This is a genomic window from Dyella sp. S184 (assembly GCF_009766065.1).
Classification (GTDB): domain Bacteria; phylum Pseudomonadota; class Gammaproteobacteria; order Xanthomonadales; family Rhodanobacteraceae; genus Rhodanobacter.
The window spans coordinates 191407-206583 of record NZ_LMUE01000017.1 but is presented as its reverse complement, the minus strand read 5'-3'; the positions used below and the strand labels follow the sequence as shown (position 1 = coordinate 206583).

The following is a 15177-nucleotide window of genomic DNA, read 5'->3' as shown; positions in this document are numbered from 1 at the left end:
GAGAGGAGTGAGGAGTGAGAGAAGGCATGCACAGCACGGCTCTTCTCTCACTCCTCACTCCTTTTCTCTCACTGCTCCGCTGTCATGGATCCCCGCGCGGGCGGCAATGATCTGCGCCAGCACGTCCGGCGCGTAATCGAACGAGTCGTAATAAAGCCGCTCTTCCGGCAGGCCGGCATCGAGGAACAGCGGGTGAGCTGCATCGATCATCGCCGGTGGCCCGCTCATGTACAGATCGTGGCCGGACAGGTCGGGCTGATCCTGCAACACCGCCTCGTGTACCAGCCCCGTGCGCAAACCCGCCGCCTGTTCCGGATCCGACACCACGGCGTGGAACTGCAGGTTTGGTACCTCGCGCGCCCAGTGCTCGGCCAGCGGGAGCAAGTACAGGTCCGCCGCTGTGCGCGCGCCCCAGTACACCTGCATCGGCCGGCGCGTACCCAGCGCGATGAAGTGCTCGATGATCGCCTTGACCGGCGCGAAACCGGTGCCGCCGGCCATGAACAGCATCGGCCGCTCCGAATCCTCGCGTGGCACGAAGGTACCCAGCGGACCCTCGATGCGCAGGTGGTCACCCACTTTCAGGGCATCGTTGACCCACGAGGTGAAGCCACCGCCCGCCACGTGCCGCACATGCAGCTCGATCATGCCGTCCACCTGCGGGCCATTGGCGATCGAGAACGGGCGTCGCTTGCCGTCCTCCAGTAACACATCCACATACTGGCCCGGCAAGCGGTTGAGCCGGCGCTCGCCGTGCGCCGGCAGCAGGCGCAGGCCGATCACATCCGGTGTCAGCGGCCATTTCTCGGTCACCACCATGCCGAGCTGGCGCCGCGCGATGTCCTCGACCGAGGTCACTTCGCGCGCCTCCAGCAGCAGATCGCTGGTCGGCACCGCCTGGCACAACAGCACCGCATGATGTGCCAGCGCGCTGGCACTCAGCGCCAGCGGCGGATTGCGCGGGTACTCGCAATGCCCTTGCAGCAAGGTCGCCTTGCAACTGCCGCAGACGCCGGCCCGACAGGAATACGGCAACGCCACGCCTGCCCGCTGTGCCGCTTCCAGCACGGTTTCACCGGCAGCTACCGAAAACTGACGCTCGGAGGTTTTGAGAGTGACATTAAACACGCATGCATTGTCGTGGCGATGAGAGCGGACAACAATGCGGGCTCGACACACAGGAATCAACGATGAGCCTCTGGAAACAGCCCACCGACCTGGCGCGGATCAACGCCTGGAGCACGAATACGATGATGGAGACGCTGGGCATCCGCATCACGGCGATCGGCGACGACTGGCTTCAGGGCACCATGCCGGTCGACCACCGCACTCACCAGCCGTACGGCCTGCTGCATGGCGGCGCCTCGGTGGTGCTGGCCGAAACGCTAGGCAGCAGCGCGGCGATGCTCACGCTCGATCCTGAGAAGGAACTCGCGGTCGGCCTCGACATCAACGCCAACCATATCCGCGGCGTGCGCAGCGGCACCGTCACCGGCACCGCGAAGGCGATGCATATCGGTCGCACCACCCAGGTATGGGAAATCCGCATCGAAAGCGAGGAAGGCGCGCTGGTGTGCATCTCACGCATCACCATGGCGGTGGTGCCGGCACGCGTCGTGGGCCCGCGTTGAACGACACGCCGTACGCCAGCCTCAGCCCCGACCTGGTACTGGATGCGGTTAGCGCCTGCGGCCTTTGGCCGGACGGTCGGCTGCTCGCACTGAACAGTTACGAAAACCGGGTGTGGCAGGTGGGGCTGGAAGATACGACACCAGTGATTGCGAAGTTCTACCGTCCCGCCCGCTGGAGCGATGCGGCGATCATCGAGGAACACACGTTTGCGCAGGAACTGGCAATGGCCGAGTTGCCGGTGGTCGCACCGCTCGTGTTCGGTGGCCACACCATGCTGCTGCACGACGGCTTTCGCTATGCACTGACCCCACGCCGCGGTGGCCGTGCGCCGGAACTGGAAGCGCTCGATCAACTGCAATGGCTGGGCCGGCTGATCGCGCGCATGCATGTGGTTGGTGCGCGCCAGCCGTTCGTTCATCGCGGCAAGCTCGATCGCGACACCATGGTGCGGCAACCGATGCTGGCAGTGCTCGCGTCGTCCTTGCTGCCAGCATCGCTGCAGACGAACTACCGCGCGGCAGCGATGCGCCTCGATGCCTCGATTGCCTCGCGTCTTGAAGCGGTCGGCCCAGTGCGGCAACTGCGCCTGCACGGCGACTGCCATCCCGGCAACGTGCTGTGGACTGACGAGGGCCCGCACTTCGTCGATCTCGACGACGCGCGCGCCGGCCCGGCAGTGCAGGACCTGTGGATGCTCGCCAGCGACGAACGCGCGATGAATGCCGTGCTCGAGGGTTATCGGCAATTCCGCGATTTCGACGACAGCGAGTTGATGCTGGTCCCCGCCCTGCGCGCGATGCGTCAGCTGCACTACGCCGGCTGGATCGCCGCGCGCTGGCATGACCCAGCGTTTCCGGCCGCGTTCCCATTTGCCGCCGAGTCGCGCTGGTGGGAGCAGCACATCGCCGACCTGCATGAGCTCGCCGACGAGCTTGAATAGCTCCCACGGTAGTCACCCTTACAATTCTCATCATTTCCCCTATGGAGTTCTGCATGCGCACCATCCTGTTCCGCCTGATCGGCATCCTCGAAATTGCCGGTGGCCTGTATGGCGTGGCGGCGGCGTTGCATCGGTTGTTGCCGTTCGGTTCGGCCCACGAAAGCGTGATCGCGCTGATCAGCCTGGCGCTGTACGGGTTTGTGCTGGCTGCCGGCGTGCAGTTGCTCGACGGCAGCGATCGTGGCGTGCACATGTCCAGTTGGGCACAGCTGCTGCAATTGCCACTGATCGCGTTGCCGATCTTCAGCTATGCGCTGCACTGTGGTGCCTTCGTGAATGTGTTCGCCACGCTGCAGGCCGCACCGCGGCTCGGCATCGACTGGCATTTCGGCAGCCAAGGCTTTGTGCTGGCCTTGGCCGGCCCAGGCGTATCGCGACTGGGCATTAACCTGCTGGCCCTGCTGTCATGGCTGGTACTCAGGCTGCGCTGAGCCATTCACCTACTTCAATCGACCACACAACGGAGCCGACCATGGCGCGTCCCAATTACATCGAACTGCCGGCCAGCGATATCGTCGCGGCCAGAGCCTTTTACACCCAGGCGTTCGGCTGGGAGCTAACCGATTTCGGCCCGACCTACGCCTGCACCATGACCGGCGACGTCGATATCGGTCTGCAGGGCAACCCGGCCGAAGCCACCCGCGCGCCGCTGCCGGTGATAGCGGTGGACGATCTGGAGGCCGCGCTGGCCGCGGTCACTGCAGCCGGTGCCCGCATCGTGAGGCCGATCTTCGCGTTTCCCGGTGGTCGCCGCTTCCAGTTTCTCGATCCGCACGGCAATGAACTGGCGGTGATGCAGGCCGATTGAGAGCCTGTTCAATGGGGCGCGCACGCTATCATGCGCGGATGAACTCTCCTGACCAGCTTTCGCCGGCACCGACCCTGCCTGTCATTCGCCTGAAATCCGATCGCAACCCCGGCCACCCGTGGGTGTGGTCGGCGCAGATCTACAAGCCGGAATCCAAGCTGCCGCCAGGCAGCGTGGTCGAGGTGCAGGACGCGAAGGGCCGTTTCGTCGGCCGCGCTTTCTGGAACGGTCATGCGCGGATTGCCTTGCGCCTGCTCGACAGTCATCCGGATCAGGTGATCGACGCGGACTGGATTGCCGCACGCATCGCTCGCGCGGTGGAGCTGCGGCGCGAGTGGTTAAAACTCGACAGCGTCAGTGACGCCTGGCGCGTGGTGCACAGCGAAGGCGATGACCTGTCCGGACTGATCGTCGATCGCTACGCCGATATCCTCGTCATCGAATACTTCGCCGCTGGCATGTGGAAGTTCCGCGAGGCCATCCATGCCGCGTTGCTGCACCACTTCCCCGACGCGCGGCTGTATTGGTTCGCCGAATCGCACGTGCAAAAGCAGGAATCGTTCGACGTCCGCAGTCCGGATGCTCCGGAGGCCGTCGAAGTGCATGAGCACGGCCTGCGCTTCCACGCCACGCCCGGCTCCGGCCACAAGACCGGCTTCTTCGCCGACCAGCGCGACAACCGCAAGCGCTTCGCCGAACTGGCCAAGGGTCGGCGCGTACTCGACTTGTGCTGCAACGCCGGTGGATTCGCGGTGCATGCGATGGCGGCCGGCGCGCGCGAAGCGGTCGGCGTGGATCTGGATGCGGGCATACTTGAGGTCGCCCGCGCCAACGCCGCGGCGAACAACGTCGCCGTAAGCTTCGAGCAATCCGACATCTTCGACTGGGTACGCGCCGCGGTCGCGCGCGGCGAGCATTACGACGCGGTGGTCCTCGATCCGGCCAAGCTCACACGTGATCGCAGCAAGGTGATGGATGCGCTGAAGAAATACTTCGCGATGAACCGCATGGCGCTGGACATCATCCCGCCGGGCGGTCTGCTGCTGACCTGCTCGTGCACCGGCTTGGTCGGCGAAAGCGAATTTCTGGAAATGCTGCGCCGCGTGGCACTGAATGCCGGCCGCGAGATCCAGGTGCTGGAAGTGCGCGGTGCCGGTACCGACCATCCGTTCCGTACCGATGTACCCGAGGGGCGTTATCTGAAAGCCGTATTCTGCCGCGTGGATTGATCGGCCTGATCGCAGCGGGCGAGACAGCCTTGCGTAAACTCGCAACCTGCATCACTGGATTCCCTTATGCCTGCCACTGAAATGCTGCTGATCGTTCTCATCGTCGCCGTGCTGCTGGTCATCGTGCTGCAGGTGATCGTACTAATGCGCGGGCGCGGCGATGCAGGACTCGCCCCGCGGCTGGACGCGCTGAAAGACGATGGTGAACGACTGCAGCGCGCGTTGCGCGAAGAGCAGCGCAGCGGCCGCGAGGAGCTGCAGCAGGGCTTCGACCGCTTTCGTGGTCACGTCGTTGAACAACTCAGCGGCATGTCACAGCAACAGATCGAACGCATTGACGGTTTCGGTCAGCGTCTGAACCTGCTCACCGAACGCACCGACAACGGCCTGCAATCACTGGCGCAGCGTCTCGCCGAAGACGCACGCAAGAGTCGCGAGGAAGTCACGCTTTCGCTCAATCGCTTCGGCGAACAACAACAGCAACGCCTCGCCGCGCTCACTGCCGACAACGAGAAGCGCATGGGCGAAGTACGCGCCACGCTGGAAACCAAGCTCGGCGCGATCCAGCAGGACAACGCGGCCAAGCTCGAACAGATGCGCGCCACCGTCGACGAGAAATTGCAGAGCACGCTGGAGACACGGCTGGGCCAATCGTTCCAGCTGGTCTCCGAGCGATTGGAGGCCGTGCAGCGTGGTCTCGGCGAAATGCAGAACCTCGCGGTCGGCGTGGGCGACTTGAAGCGCGTACTCAACAATGTGAAGCAACGCGGCATTTTCGGCGAAGCGCAGCTTGGCGCATTGCTGGAGGACCTGCTGACTGCCGAGCAATACGCCTCCAACGTCATCACCGTGCCTGGCAGCAACGAACGGGTCGAGTACGCGATCCGTATGCCGGGCCAGGGCGATGGCGAGAACGTCTATCTGCCGATCGACTCGAAGTTCCCGGTGGAGGACTATCAGCGCCTGCTGGAAGCCCAGGACGCGGCGGATCCCGACGCGGCAGCGGCAGCAGGTCGCGGACTGGAAGTCCGCGTGCGCGAAGAAGCCAAGCGCATCCGGTCCAAGTATGTGGCGCCGCCACACACCACGGATTTCGCCGTGCTGTTTCTGCCGACCGAAGGGCTGTATGCCGAGGTACTGCGCAGGCCCGGCCTGTTCGAAAGCCTGCAGCGCGACCACCGCGTCACCGTGGCCGGCCCGACCACGCTGAGCGCCCTGCTCAACAGCCTGCAGATGGGCTTCCGCACCTTGGCGATTGCCAAGCGCAGCAGCGAAGTGTGGAAATTGCTCGGCGCGGTGAAGAACGAATTCGGAAAATTCGGACTCGTGCTGGAAAAGGCCGAACGCCAGCTCAACACGGTGAGCAAGAGCATCAGCGATGCCGGCAAGAAGACCCGCACGATCGAGAAAAAGCTGCGCAGCGTGGAGTCCCTGTCCAGCGAAGATACCACCGAGCTGCTCGGCAGTGAATTGATCGACGGCGATAGCAGTGGCACCGATAGCGAAGCTGACGAGGAAACATGAGCGAACCACGCCGACCGTTGGTCGAACACCATCGCCGGCTCGATCTGCTGACGGATGAACTGGCGCGGCTGCGGCAGGCGTTGCCACCACGCGACCGCCTGATTGTCGGCCTGGTCCATGCGCTGCGTGCCGTGCTGGCCGCGAGCATCAGCTACTTCATCGCCCTCGAATTGGGCCTGGGGCAAGGCTTCTGGGCCGCAATCACCGCGATCGCGGTGAGCCAGAGCAGCTATGCGGAGGTGCGCAGTTCCTCTCGCGACCAGTTCGTCGGCGCGATGATCGGCGGCCTGATCGGCATGGGCGCCGCGATGCTCGGCCATGATCATTACCTGGCCTACGTGCTGGCGGTGATCGTCGGCATGATGTTGTGCTCGGCCTTCAATCTGGGTGCCGCCGGCCGCATCAGTGGCACTACCACCACGATCATCATGCTGGTGCCGCACAGCGGTGCATTCTGGCAGTTCGCCCTGTTCCGTTGGGGCGAGGTCACCCTCGGCGCTGCGGCAGCCCTGCTGGTGACGCTCGCGTTCGACATGCTGGATCGGCGTCTCTTCGCCGGCCGCTCGTCATCATAGGCCGTAGCATTTCCTCGACAGACGCCACCGAAATCTGATCACGGGTTAACCCCATCGGCAACGGCGCAGCGTTACATCCCATGCATCGATCCGCGATGCATGCCGGAGTCGCCCCATGAAAACCCTGTTGCTCGCGCTCGCCTTCGCGGCGAGTCTGGCCCATGCCGCGGCCGCCGCTGCGGTGGGTCGGCTGGTCGATCTGAGCGTGTACGACCGCGACAGCCAGCGCGCGCTGCCGGTCTACCGGCACGATGGCCGCTACTACATCGCCGGTGAGCCTGGGCATCGCTACCAGATCAGCCTGCGCAACCGTTCCGGCAACGATGTGATGGCGGTCCTTTCGGTCGACGCGATCAACGCGATCTCTGGCGATAGCGCCGACTGGTCGCAGACCGGCTACGTACTGGACCCTTATACCAACACCGATGTACTCGGCTGGCGCAAGAGCATGGCGCAGGTCGCCGACTTCGTGTTCGCGGATTTCGCGCAGAGTTATGCGGTGCGCACCGGGCGTCCCGACAATGTCGGCGTGATCGGTGTGGCGGTGTTCCGTCGTCAGCGCGCCTACGCTCAGCCGGCGATGCCCGCACCCGTGGCCGATGCGGCTTCGCGGGAAACCTATGCACCGATGCCCGCTCCAGCGCCACCCGCTCCGGCGCCGATCATGGAATCGACGTCCCGTTCTGCCGTGAATCCCGCTCCGGCCATGGCTGCACCGTCAACCCAGGCTTCCATGAACCCGGCAGCGATGGCCAAGGCCCAGAGTGAAGGCCCGCTCGGCACCGGCCACGGCCAGCGCGAGGAGTCCTCGATCCATTATGTCGATTTCGAGCGTGCGTCGAGTACGCCGGACGAAGTGATCGCGCTGTACTACGACACCTGGGACCACCTGCTCGCCCGTGGTGTGGTACCGGCGCCGCGCCCGGGCATGCCGGAGCCGTTCCCCGACCATTTCGTGCCCGATCCCTGAGTCCGGCGCCCGATCCGGGTGCCCTCCTCCACACGGAACAGGGCATCCCTTGACGCATTCGCTAAACTGGAGGGAATCCGCAGAACCGAAGGAATCTCCATGAGCGACCAGCACGACGTCACCCGCGAACAGGCCGAAGAGGCGGTGCGCATCCTGCTGCGCTGGGCCGGCGAGGACCCGGCGCGTGAGGGCCTGCTCGATACACCCAAGCGCGTGGTCAAGGCTTACCGCGACTGGTTCTCCGGCTACGAAAGCGACCCGGGCGACTACCTGCGCCGCACCTTCAAGGAGGTGAACGGTTACGACGAGATGGTGGTGTTGCGCGACATCGAGTTCGAGAGCCATTGCGAGCATCACATGGCGCCGATCATCGGCCGCGCTCATGTGGGCTATCTGCCGACCAACCGCGTCGTCGGCATCAGCAAGCTGGCCCGTGTGGTCGAGGGCTTCGCACGCCGCTTCCAGGTGCAGGAAAAGCTCACCGCGCAAATCGCCCAGTGCATCCAGGAAACCCTGCAGCCGGCCGGCGTGGCGGTGGTGATCGATGCCAGCCACGAATGCATGACCACCCGTGGCGTGCACAAGCGCGGCGTGTCGATGGTGACCAGCCAGATGCTCGGGACCTTTCGCGACGACGCGCGCACCCGCGCGGAGTTCCTGCAGTTCATCGGCATCCACGGCGGCAGCCGCTGATGCGCCGCCTGGTCATCGCCATGGCACTGCTCATGCCGCTGGCCGCATTTGCACAGGACTCGCGCGCGGACTATCTCAAGCAGTTCGACACCAACGGCGATGGCAAGGTAAGCGAAGCCGAATACGTGGCGTACATGAGCCAGGGTTTCTACCGCATGGATACCAACCACGACGGCATCCTGGAGACCAGTGAGCTACCGGGTGGCCGCGGCAAACCGATCACGCTGAAGGAATACCAGGACAACTTGCGCCGTCAGTTCCACAAGCTTGACCGCCACCACCACGGCTACCTCAACGCGCAGGAACTGACCGCGCCACCGCAGGGCTGAGGCTCCGCCCCTGCTGGTGGCCTCAGGCTGAAATCGCCAGCCGCTCCGAGCGATACAACTGGACCGTGGCCAGCAGCGCGAGCAGCGCCGCCGCAAAGCTGCCGGCCAGGCACAGACCGAGCTGTTCCACGCTGACACCATCGCCACGCAGCAACTGCATGATGCCGAGGTTCTGCCCCAGCAGCGGCACCGCGTACATCCATGCCTGCGCCTTGATCGGCATGAACGACAGCAGTGCACTCGGAATCAGTGGGACCAGCATCAGCAGCGAGATGTAGGTCTGCGCCTCGCGGTAACTCTTCGCGAACGCCGCCACCATCGATTGCAACGCGGCCAGCAGCAGCACCAATGGCAGCATCAGCAGCAGCACGTAGGCCGCGAAGTGCACGCCAAGATCCAGCTCCATGCCGATCTTCTCGGCAGGGATGAACTGCCCCACCACCGCGAATGCCAGCAGGGTCATCAACAGGCTGGCGGTGGAGAATGCGCAGATCGCTGCCAGCTTGCCGCACAGGATCTTCCAGCGCGCCACCGGATTGGCGAACAGCGGCTCCAGCGATTGCCGCTCGCGCTCGCCGGCGGTGAGGTCGATCGCCAGGTACATGCCACCCATGAAAACGGTTATCACGAAGAAGTACGGCAGCATCGCGAACATCAGCACCGCGCGTGACTGCGGCGTGGCCTGGTCGCGCCGGGCGACCTGCAATGGCCACGCCGTGCTCGGCGACATCCCGCGTGCGACCAGCCGCATCGCGCCCTGCTGCCGCGCGTAGTTCTCGACCAGCGTGCTCACCCGCTCCACCGATGTGTTCGCATCGCGCTGCGAGGAGTCGTAAAACAACTCCACCTGCACCGGCTCGCCCTTGCGCCAGGCTTTGCCGTAGTCGGATGCAATGCGCAGCACCACGTCGGCGTCCTGCTTGCGCACGGCCCGCTCCGGATCGGCCACCGCCGCACCCGGCACCACGCCGCCGGCTCTCAGCGCGTCGAGCAGGTTCGGTGCGTATTCGGCGCCGATCACTGGCACCGGCAGTGGCTTCTCCGCCTTGTCCAGTTCGCGGTTGAGAGTGAAGTTGATCAGCATCACGAACAGCAGCGGCCCCAGCAGCGGGCCGGTGAGGAAGGCACTGATCAGGGTGCGGCGGTCACGCAGGTTTTCCTTCACCTCCTTCAGGAACACGGTGAGGAAGGCGCGGCTACGCTGATTTTTTCCCGTGACATTATTCATGCGGCCAGACCCTCGTCGGTGCCGATGATCTTCACGAACGCATCCTCCAGGTTGTTCTCGCCGGTCTGCGCACGCAGCGCATCCGGTGACTCGTCAGCCACCACGCGACCATGCGCGATCACCACGATGCGGTCACACAGCGCAGCGACCTCCTGCATGATGTGGCTGGAAAACAGCACGCAGCGGCCCTCGCCTTTCAGTCGCGCCATGAACTGGCGCAATGCTCGCGTGGCCATCACGTCGAGGCCATTGGTCGGCTCGTCAAGGATCACGTTGCGCGGGTCGTGCACAAGGGCACGTGCGATCGCGGTCTTCACGCGTTGGCCTTGCGAAAAGCCCTCGGTGCGGCGATCGGCGATATCGCCCATCTCCAGCGCCTTGATCAACGCATCACGACGACTGGCCAGCAGATCCTCCGGCAGACCATGCAGGCGACCGAAGTATTCGATGTTCTCACGCGCGGTAAGTCGCTTGTAGAGTCCGCGCGCATCCGGCAGCACGCCGAGCTCGCGGCGCACGCGGAGCGGATCGACTGCCGCGTCGATACCATCCACCAGCACTTGGCCGCGATCCGGCGTCATCAGCGTGTACAGCATGCGTAGCGTGGTGGTCTTGCCCGCGCCGTTGGGACCAAGCAGGCCGGTGATCTCGCCATCGCGCGCAGTAAAGCTGACGCCATCGACGGCCTTCACTGCGCCAAATGCTTTATGCAGGTTTCTGACTTCAATCACGACAAATCACTCCGTTTGAAGCAGCGCGCAGGCCGAAGGTCACCACGGACAGCGTGGCCAGCAGCGGAAGCAGTACCAGGAAAAGGAATTTCGGCGCGCCGAGCATCGCGGCAGCGATGATGGCAGCAGCCCACAACATGGCGTTGGCCAGAACGTACGGACTTTTCGCGAAGTGATATTTCATGGCGTTGCTCCGTTGAAGTCGATGAAGATCGGCGTGGGTTGCAGCCGATCCAGACAGCTGGCATCCAGCGTCTTCGGATCGAGTTTCTCGACAAAATGCTTGACCAATTCAGGCGTGCAGCCGGCCGACATCACGCTATGGCCCTGTCCCTTGAGCACCAGCACGCGTGCGTTCGACAAGCCCTTGGCCACTTCATCGGCATAGCGCGGTGGCGTCACGGGGTCGTACTGGCCAGCCAGCAGCAGCATCGGCTTGTCGGTCTTCAGTGGCTGATGGAAATCCGCCGGGCGCGAGCCCTTGGGCCACACCGAGCAGACCGCCTTGAATGCATCGATCATGTGTGTGCCGAGGATGGTATTGGCATCCTGCGGGCGCGGCATGAGCAGGTCGGCGTCCTCGCTGCAGATCACGGAGTACTGCATGCCGCTGCCCAGCAGCTCGGACAGATCACCGGACAGGATCTTCGCCTGGCCCAGCAGCGGGCCGACATCGCCATGTGCGGCCGCGTCGATCGACAGCGGCAACAGCGCCGCCGTCGCCGGCGTATAGGCAAACATCCGTACCACGCTGGCCAACGAGTTCTCGTCCAACACCCGCTTGACGGTCTGGTAGCTCTGCGGATCGCGGAAACTGACCTGATGCGGGTTGGCACGCAGCGCATCACGCAACTGATACAGGGTCTGGTCCGGGTCGCCGAACTGTTTCCTGCATGCAGGCTCGGCGGTGCAGCGCGCGAACTGTGCTTTAAGCGCATCGTCCAGGTTGCGTGCAAAGTCCTCGCCCAGTGCCAGCGAATTCGGTACCACGCTGTCCAGGATCACGCTGCGCACCGCATCCGGATAACGCATCAGGTATTGCTGCGCCATCCGTGTGCCATACGACACGCCGATCAGGTCGAACTGCGGCGAACCGAGCGCCTTGCGCACATCCTCCAGGTCCTGTGCCGCGACTGTGGTGGTGTAGAAGCGCGGGTCGGCACGGCTGGCCAGCTGCTTCAGGCAATCGGCGGCCGCTGCGCGCATCTTGTCGGCATCGAAACTGTCGTCGTCATCTGGTGTAGTCGCATCATCGGAATCTTTGCAGGTAAGCGCATTGGAACCACCGGTGCCACGCTGGTCGAGCAGCAGCACATCGCGATGCGCGCGCAAGGGTTCCAGCATCGTGGCGATTGCACCGGCCGAATCGGTGGCGGCCTGGCCCGGGCCGCCGGCGAGAAACACCAGCATGTCCTTGCTCGCCACCTGCGCACTGGAACGCAGCAGCGCCAGCTTCAGCTTGATCGTGCGGCTGTGCGGATCGTCGCGGTTCTCCGGCACGGGGAAGTCGGCGCACCATGCTGCCGTGCTGAGCCCGCTGTTCGGCTGGCCGAGCTGACACGCAGTCAACGTCACCGTGCCGAGCGTCCACGTCTGCGGTTTGGCCGGCGTCACCGCGCCGATGGCGACAACCGGAGTTGCTGCCGTTTCTGTCGCGACCTGCTGCGGATGATGGAACTGGTGCCAGGCCAGCGCCCCCAGCCCCACGACCACCGCACCGATGCGCATTGCCGTACGTCCCTTCAATGCCATGCCTATCACTCCTCACCCGGTACAAAAATCGATTCGATCGGACGGCCAAACAACGCCGCGATCTTGAATGCCAAGGGCAAACTGGGATCGTACTTGCCTGTCTCGATCGCGTTGATGGTCTGCCGCGATACCTCCAGCCGCTCGGCCAGATCCGCCTGCGACCAGCCCTGCTCGCCGCGCAGTTCGCGTACGTGGTTATTCATCGGCAACCGCCGATATCGAATGCCATCCCGACATCACAGCGCCTCGTGCTCGCCGCGTTGCCGCTTGCGCCGACGCAGGATCGCCAGCACCAGCGCCCACGCCACCAGCACCGAGCTCATGCCACACAGCATGGCCAGCTGGGCACCACTCATCTGATCGCGTCCAAGCCCGGCGATCGCGGCAATCACCAGCGCCACCAGCAACAGTTGCCAATACAAGGCAATCCCGTTGTTACACACCACATCGGAACCGCCGCCGTAGCGGCGACTGGCCCAGCCACGCCCGGCGGCATACACCAGCACCAGGGTCGGCCACACCCAGAGCAGGATCGCGCCATCGAGCCTGATCACGCCGGCCGCGGCGAGAAAACCGCCGACCAGACTCAGCGTACTCACCACGGTGGCCGCTATCGCCAGGCCGATCAGGTGAATGCGCTGCTCCAGCTCGTCGCTGCCCAGCACGAGCCGCACCATCGCGCGCACTACAAACAGCACCGGCAGCACCGGCAACAGCGCCAGCGCAATCTTCAACAGCTCACTGTGCACCCGCGGCAGCAATGGCCACAGCAGGAACATGATCGCGACATAGGCCAGCATCGCGGGCCAGAACTCGCGCTGATAGCGCTTATGGATTGAACGGGTATTGTCCAAGCGGACGGCTCCGGATGTGAATGTCAAGCGACCTTGACAGCCACAGCGTACGGAGCGCAGTCATCTGTGTCAAGCGAGCTTTACATTTATGCCATCACCGCTTGGCATAACTGCGAGCTATGCGTGGAAATCACGTGAATAGTTGGTTAAAAGGTGACGCAGGCCGCACTTTTCGATGCCATAATTTGTCAGGGACGGACCACAGGGGATGTGACTGTATAGCCTGCAAACGGGCAAAACCCTCCCCGAGGGCGGTCAAGCGGCTCGGAAACCGTTTTCAAACAGGACTTGGCACACAGCTTGCTGATGGTTGGGCAGACCCAGCCGCGCGCAAGGCTGCAGTCGGGGTAATGCAGTAGTGCAATTCAGAAGCGCGTCGAACCACTTAGCCAAACCAATACCATTGAAAGGAAATACGCATGAACAAGACTCTCCTCTCCGCTGCCCTGATCGCCGGTTTCGGCATCGCAGCATTCGCTCCGCAGGCCGCTCGCGCGACCGACGGCACCATCACCATTACCGGTGCAATCAACGCCGTCACCTGCAAGGTCGGCACCGGCAGCCCGAACAACGTCGCCGTCGTGTTGCCGACGGTCTCCAACACCGCGTTTTCTGGTGTAGGCAGTGTCGCCGGCTCGACTGGTTTCAACATCGTGGTTAGCGGCTGCGCCACGAGCCAGACCAGTGCGACCACCTACTTTGAAAATGGTGCCACTGACTCCACGGATGGCAACCTGAAAAATGCCGGCTCCGCCACCAATGTGGAAGTTCAGCTGTTGAACGGCAGCGGTGGCAGCCAAGCCGCCGGAAGTGTCATCGCGCTCAACAACCCCGCGGCCACCCAGAACTCCAGCGTGTATACGCTGACCACCTCTGGCGCAACCAAGGGTGCCACGCTGAACTACTTCGCGCAGTACTACGCCACGGCAGCAGCTGCACCGGGTGCCGGTACGGTATCAACCACTGTGCAGTACTCGATGATTTACCAGTAAGCCAGCAATAGCACACATTGGCGGCCGGTCCTCCCGGCCGCCAATGTTGTAGCCGACCCCCGGGGCGTAACCGCAATCTTTACCGGACAACTTCGATGAAAAATCCACTCTGCGCCATTCGCGCGGGCTTGGTTGCATTTTGTCTATTTGCAGCCGGTGCGCACGCCAACGTCATCATCGGCGGTACCCGCGTGATTTTTCCGGCGACCGACGGTGAAGTGACGCTGCGACTGACCAACGACAATACCGTGCCGGCCTTGGTCGAGGCGTGGATCGACAGTGGCGACATCCATTCCACACCGGACAAGGTGAATACACCTTTCCTGATCACCCCGCCATTGTTTCGTATGGAGCCGCACAAGGATCAGAGCCTGCGCATCATCGCGACGTCGCCGCATGTACCGGCTGACCGCGAATCGCTGTTCTGGCTTAACGTGCTGGAAATACCGCCCAAGCCTACCGCTGAGGAAGCCGCCGGCAAGAATCTGGTGCAACTCGCGATCCGTTCGCGACTCAAGTTTTTCTATCGTCCGGCTAACCTGCCGGGCGATCCGCTAAAGGCACCCGCCCAACTGACCTGGAAGGCCGTCGCCGATGGCCAGGGCTATGCGCTGGAAATACACAATCCCACGGCGTACCACGTCACAATCATTCGTTTGTCGCTGAACATCGGCGGCAAGCAGTACACCGGCGACCTAGGCATGGTTGATCCGTTTGGCATGCTGCGCTTGTCGGTAAAGGGTTTGGCTCAAGCGCCAGCAACAGGCACGCCGGTCGCGTATGACATCGCCAATGACTACGGTGCGGTTGACTCCTACAAGGGCACTGTGGCGCCGTGAATCAGATACACGCAGCACGCC

General features: G+C 63.7%; 19 protein-coding genes. 12 read left to right on the top strand and 7 right to left on the bottom strand.

The features are described 5' to 3' along the window. Window positions 1-54: 54 nt before the first annotated feature. On the bottom strand, window positions 55-1128 hold the full coding sequence (locus tag GSQ75_RS18735; protein ID WP_158756396.1) for a 2Fe-2S iron-sulfur cluster-binding protein: 1074 nt from the start codon (window positions 1126-1128) through the stop codon (window positions 55-57). Window positions 1129-1190: 62 nt separating this feature from the next. On the opposite strand from GSQ75_RS18735, the gene GSQ75_RS18730 reads away from it, so the two are divergent. The 10 genes from GSQ75_RS18730 (at window position 1191) to GSQ75_RS18685 (ending at window position 8760) form a co-directional block, all read left to right on the top strand. Next, a complete protein-coding gene (locus tag GSQ75_RS18730; RefSeq protein ID WP_158756395.1) occupies window positions 1191-1631 on the top strand; it encodes a hotdog fold thioesterase in 441 nt (146 codons plus the stop codon). Beyond that, window positions 1628-2572 carry a serine/threonine protein kinase gene (locus tag GSQ75_RS18725; protein WP_254058656.1) on the top strand — a complete coding sequence of 315 codons (945 nt, stop codon included), beginning with the start codon at window positions 1628-1630 and terminating at the stop codon, window positions 2570-2572. The genes GSQ75_RS18730 and GSQ75_RS18725 overlap by 4 nt, the downstream gene beginning before the upstream one ends. Window positions 2573-2625: 53 nt before the next feature. After that, on the top strand, window positions 2626-3063 hold the full coding sequence (locus GSQ75_RS18720) for a hypothetical protein (protein WP_158756393.1): 438 nt from the start codon (window positions 2626-2628) through the stop codon (window positions 3061-3063). Between the two features lie 41 nt (window positions 3064-3104). Then, on the top strand, window positions 3105-3440 hold the full coding sequence (locus GSQ75_RS18715) for a VOC family protein (RefSeq protein ID WP_158756392.1): 336 nt from the start codon (window positions 3105-3107) through the stop codon (window positions 3438-3440). A gap of 38 nt (window positions 3441-3478) precedes the next feature. After that, window positions 3479-4669, top strand: coding sequence for a class I SAM-dependent rRNA methyltransferase (locus GSQ75_RS18710; RefSeq protein WP_158756391.1), 1191 nt, complete (start codon window positions 3479-3481; stop codon window positions 4667-4669). 66 nt (window positions 4670-4735) lie between these two features. Continuing rightward, window positions 4736-6193, top strand: coding sequence for a DNA recombination protein RmuC (gene rmuC, locus GSQ75_RS18705; protein ID WP_158756390.1), 1458 nt, complete (start codon window positions 4736-4738; stop codon window positions 6191-6193). After that, a complete protein-coding gene (locus GSQ75_RS18700) occupies window positions 6190-6768 on the top strand; it encodes an FUSC family protein (protein ID WP_158756389.1) in 579 nt (192 codons plus the stop codon). The genes rmuC and GSQ75_RS18700 overlap by 4 nt, the downstream gene beginning before the upstream one ends. A 115-nt stretch (window positions 6769-6883) precedes the next feature. After that, on the top strand, window positions 6884-7738 hold the full coding sequence (locus tag GSQ75_RS18695) for a hypothetical protein (protein ID WP_158756388.1): 855 nt from the start codon (window positions 6884-6886) through the stop codon (window positions 7736-7738). A gap of 99 nt (window positions 7739-7837) precedes the next feature. Beyond that, window positions 7838-8431 (top strand): GTP cyclohydrolase I FolE, encoded by a 594-nt coding sequence (gene folE, locus GSQ75_RS18690; protein WP_158756387.1) that lies wholly within the window; start codon window positions 7838-7840, stop codon window positions 8429-8431. After that, on the top strand, window positions 8431-8760 hold the full coding sequence (locus GSQ75_RS18685; RefSeq protein ID WP_158756386.1) for an EF-hand domain-containing protein: 330 nt from the start codon (window positions 8431-8433) through the stop codon (window positions 8758-8760). Before folE ends, GSQ75_RS18685 begins: the two co-directional genes overlap by 1 nt. A gap of 22 nt (window positions 8761-8782) precedes the next feature. Here the strand turns inward: GSQ75_RS18685 and GSQ75_RS18680 are convergent, their stop codons facing one another. Genes GSQ75_RS18680 through GSQ75_RS18655 form a run of 6 tightly spaced genes read right to left on the bottom strand, consistent with a single transcriptional unit; the run spans window position 8783 to window position 13325 of the window. Then, the gene (locus tag GSQ75_RS18680) at window positions 8783-9988 is read right to left on the bottom strand and encodes an ABC transporter permease (RefSeq protein WP_158756385.1); all 1206 of its coding nucleotides are present in this window, start codon (window positions 9986-9988) and stop codon (window positions 8783-8785) included. Further along, window positions 9985-10719: an ATP-binding cassette domain-containing protein gene (locus GSQ75_RS18675; RefSeq protein ID WP_158756384.1), complete on the bottom strand. Its 735-nt coding sequence runs from the start codon at window positions 10717-10719 to the stop codon at window positions 9985-9987. Before GSQ75_RS18675 ends, GSQ75_RS18680 begins: the two co-directional genes overlap by 4 nt. Beyond that, window positions 10712-10903: a hypothetical protein gene (locus GSQ75_RS18670; protein WP_158756383.1), complete on the bottom strand. Its 192-nt coding sequence runs from the start codon at window positions 10901-10903 to the stop codon at window positions 10712-10714. The genes GSQ75_RS18675 and GSQ75_RS18670 overlap by 8 nt, the downstream gene beginning before the upstream one ends. Next, window positions 10900-12471, bottom strand: coding sequence for an alpha/beta hydrolase (locus GSQ75_RS18665; RefSeq protein ID WP_158756382.1), 1572 nt, complete (start codon window positions 12469-12471; stop codon window positions 10900-10902). Before GSQ75_RS18665 ends, GSQ75_RS18670 begins: the two co-directional genes overlap by 4 nt. 5 nt (window positions 12472-12476) lie before the next feature. Continuing rightward, window positions 12477-12674: a helix-turn-helix transcriptional regulator gene (locus tag GSQ75_RS18660; RefSeq protein WP_158756381.1), complete on the bottom strand. Its 198-nt coding sequence runs from the start codon at window positions 12672-12674 to the stop codon at window positions 12477-12479. Between the two features lie 33 nt (window positions 12675-12707). Then, window positions 12708-13325: a hypothetical protein gene (locus GSQ75_RS18655; protein ID WP_158756380.1), complete on the bottom strand. Its 618-nt coding sequence runs from the start codon at window positions 13323-13325 to the stop codon at window positions 12708-12710. 419 nt (window positions 13326-13744) lie between these two features. Between GSQ75_RS18655 and GSQ75_RS18650 the strand changes: the two genes are divergently transcribed. Then, window positions 13745-14317 (top strand): fimbrial protein, encoded by a 573-nt coding sequence (locus tag GSQ75_RS18650; RefSeq protein ID WP_158756379.1) that lies wholly within the window; start codon window positions 13745-13747, stop codon window positions 14315-14317. 95 nt (window positions 14318-14412) lie between these two features. Next, window positions 14413-15156, top strand: a complete 744-nt coding sequence (locus GSQ75_RS18645) for a molecular chaperone (RefSeq protein ID WP_158756378.1) — start codon at window positions 14413-14415, stop codon at window positions 15154-15156. Window positions 15157-15177 lie beyond the last annotated feature (21 nt).

What these genes read in the sequence shown, in the direction of transcription:
- GSQ75_RS18660 (WP_158756381.1), bottom strand. Translation starts at nt 12,674, where the DNA reads ATGAATAACCACGTACGCGAACTGCGCGGCGAGCAGGGCTGGTCGCAG.
- GSQ75_RS18645 (WP_158756378.1), top strand. Translation starts at nt 14,413, where the DNA reads ATGAAAAATCCACTCTGCGCCATTCGCGCGGGCTTGGTTGCATTTTGT.
- GSQ75_RS18650 (WP_158756379.1), top strand. Translation starts at nt 13,745, where the DNA reads ATGAACAAGACTCTCCTCTCCGCTGCCCTGATCGCCGGTTTCGGCATC.
- GSQ75_RS18730 (WP_158756395.1), top strand. Translation starts at nt 1,191, where the DNA reads ATGAGCCTCTGGAAACAGCCCACCGACCTGGCGCGGATCAACGCCTGG.
- folE (WP_158756387.1), top strand. Translation starts at nt 7,838, where the DNA reads ATGAGCGACCAGCACGACGTCACCCGCGAACAGGCCGAAGAGGCGGTG.
- GSQ75_RS18685 (WP_158756386.1), top strand. Translation starts at nt 8,431, where the DNA reads ATGCGCCGCCTGGTCATCGCCATGGCACTGCTCATGCCGCTGGCCGCA.
- GSQ75_RS18715 (WP_158756392.1), top strand. Translation starts at nt 3,105, where the DNA reads ATGGCGCGTCCCAATTACATCGAACTGCCGGCCAGCGATATCGTCGCG.
- GSQ75_RS18680 (WP_158756385.1), bottom strand. Translation starts at nt 9,988, where the DNA reads ATGAATAATGTCACGGGAAAAAATCAGCGTAGCCGCGCCTTCCTCACC.
- GSQ75_RS18695 (WP_158756388.1), top strand. Translation starts at nt 6,884, where the DNA reads ATGAAAACCCTGTTGCTCGCGCTCGCCTTCGCGGCGAGTCTGGCCCAT.
- GSQ75_RS18700 (WP_158756389.1), top strand. Translation starts at nt 6,190, where the DNA reads ATGAGCGAACCACGCCGACCGTTGGTCGAACACCATCGCCGGCTCGAT.
- GSQ75_RS18670 (WP_158756383.1), bottom strand. Translation starts at nt 10,903, where the DNA reads ATGAAATATCACTTCGCGAAAAGTCCGTACGTTCTGGCCAACGCCATG.
- GSQ75_RS18710 (WP_158756391.1), top strand. Translation starts at nt 3,479, where the DNA reads ATGAACTCTCCTGACCAGCTTTCGCCGGCACCGACCCTGCCTGTCATT.
- GSQ75_RS18720 (WP_158756393.1), top strand. Translation starts at nt 2,626, where the DNA reads ATGCGCACCATCCTGTTCCGCCTGATCGGCATCCTCGAAATTGCCGGT.
- rmuC (WP_158756390.1), top strand. Translation starts at nt 4,736, where the DNA reads ATGCCTGCCACTGAAATGCTGCTGATCGTTCTCATCGTCGCCGTGCTG.
- GSQ75_RS18665 (WP_158756382.1), bottom strand. Translation starts at nt 12,471, where the DNA reads ATGGCATTGAAGGGACGTACGGCAATGCGCATCGGTGCGGTGGTCGTG.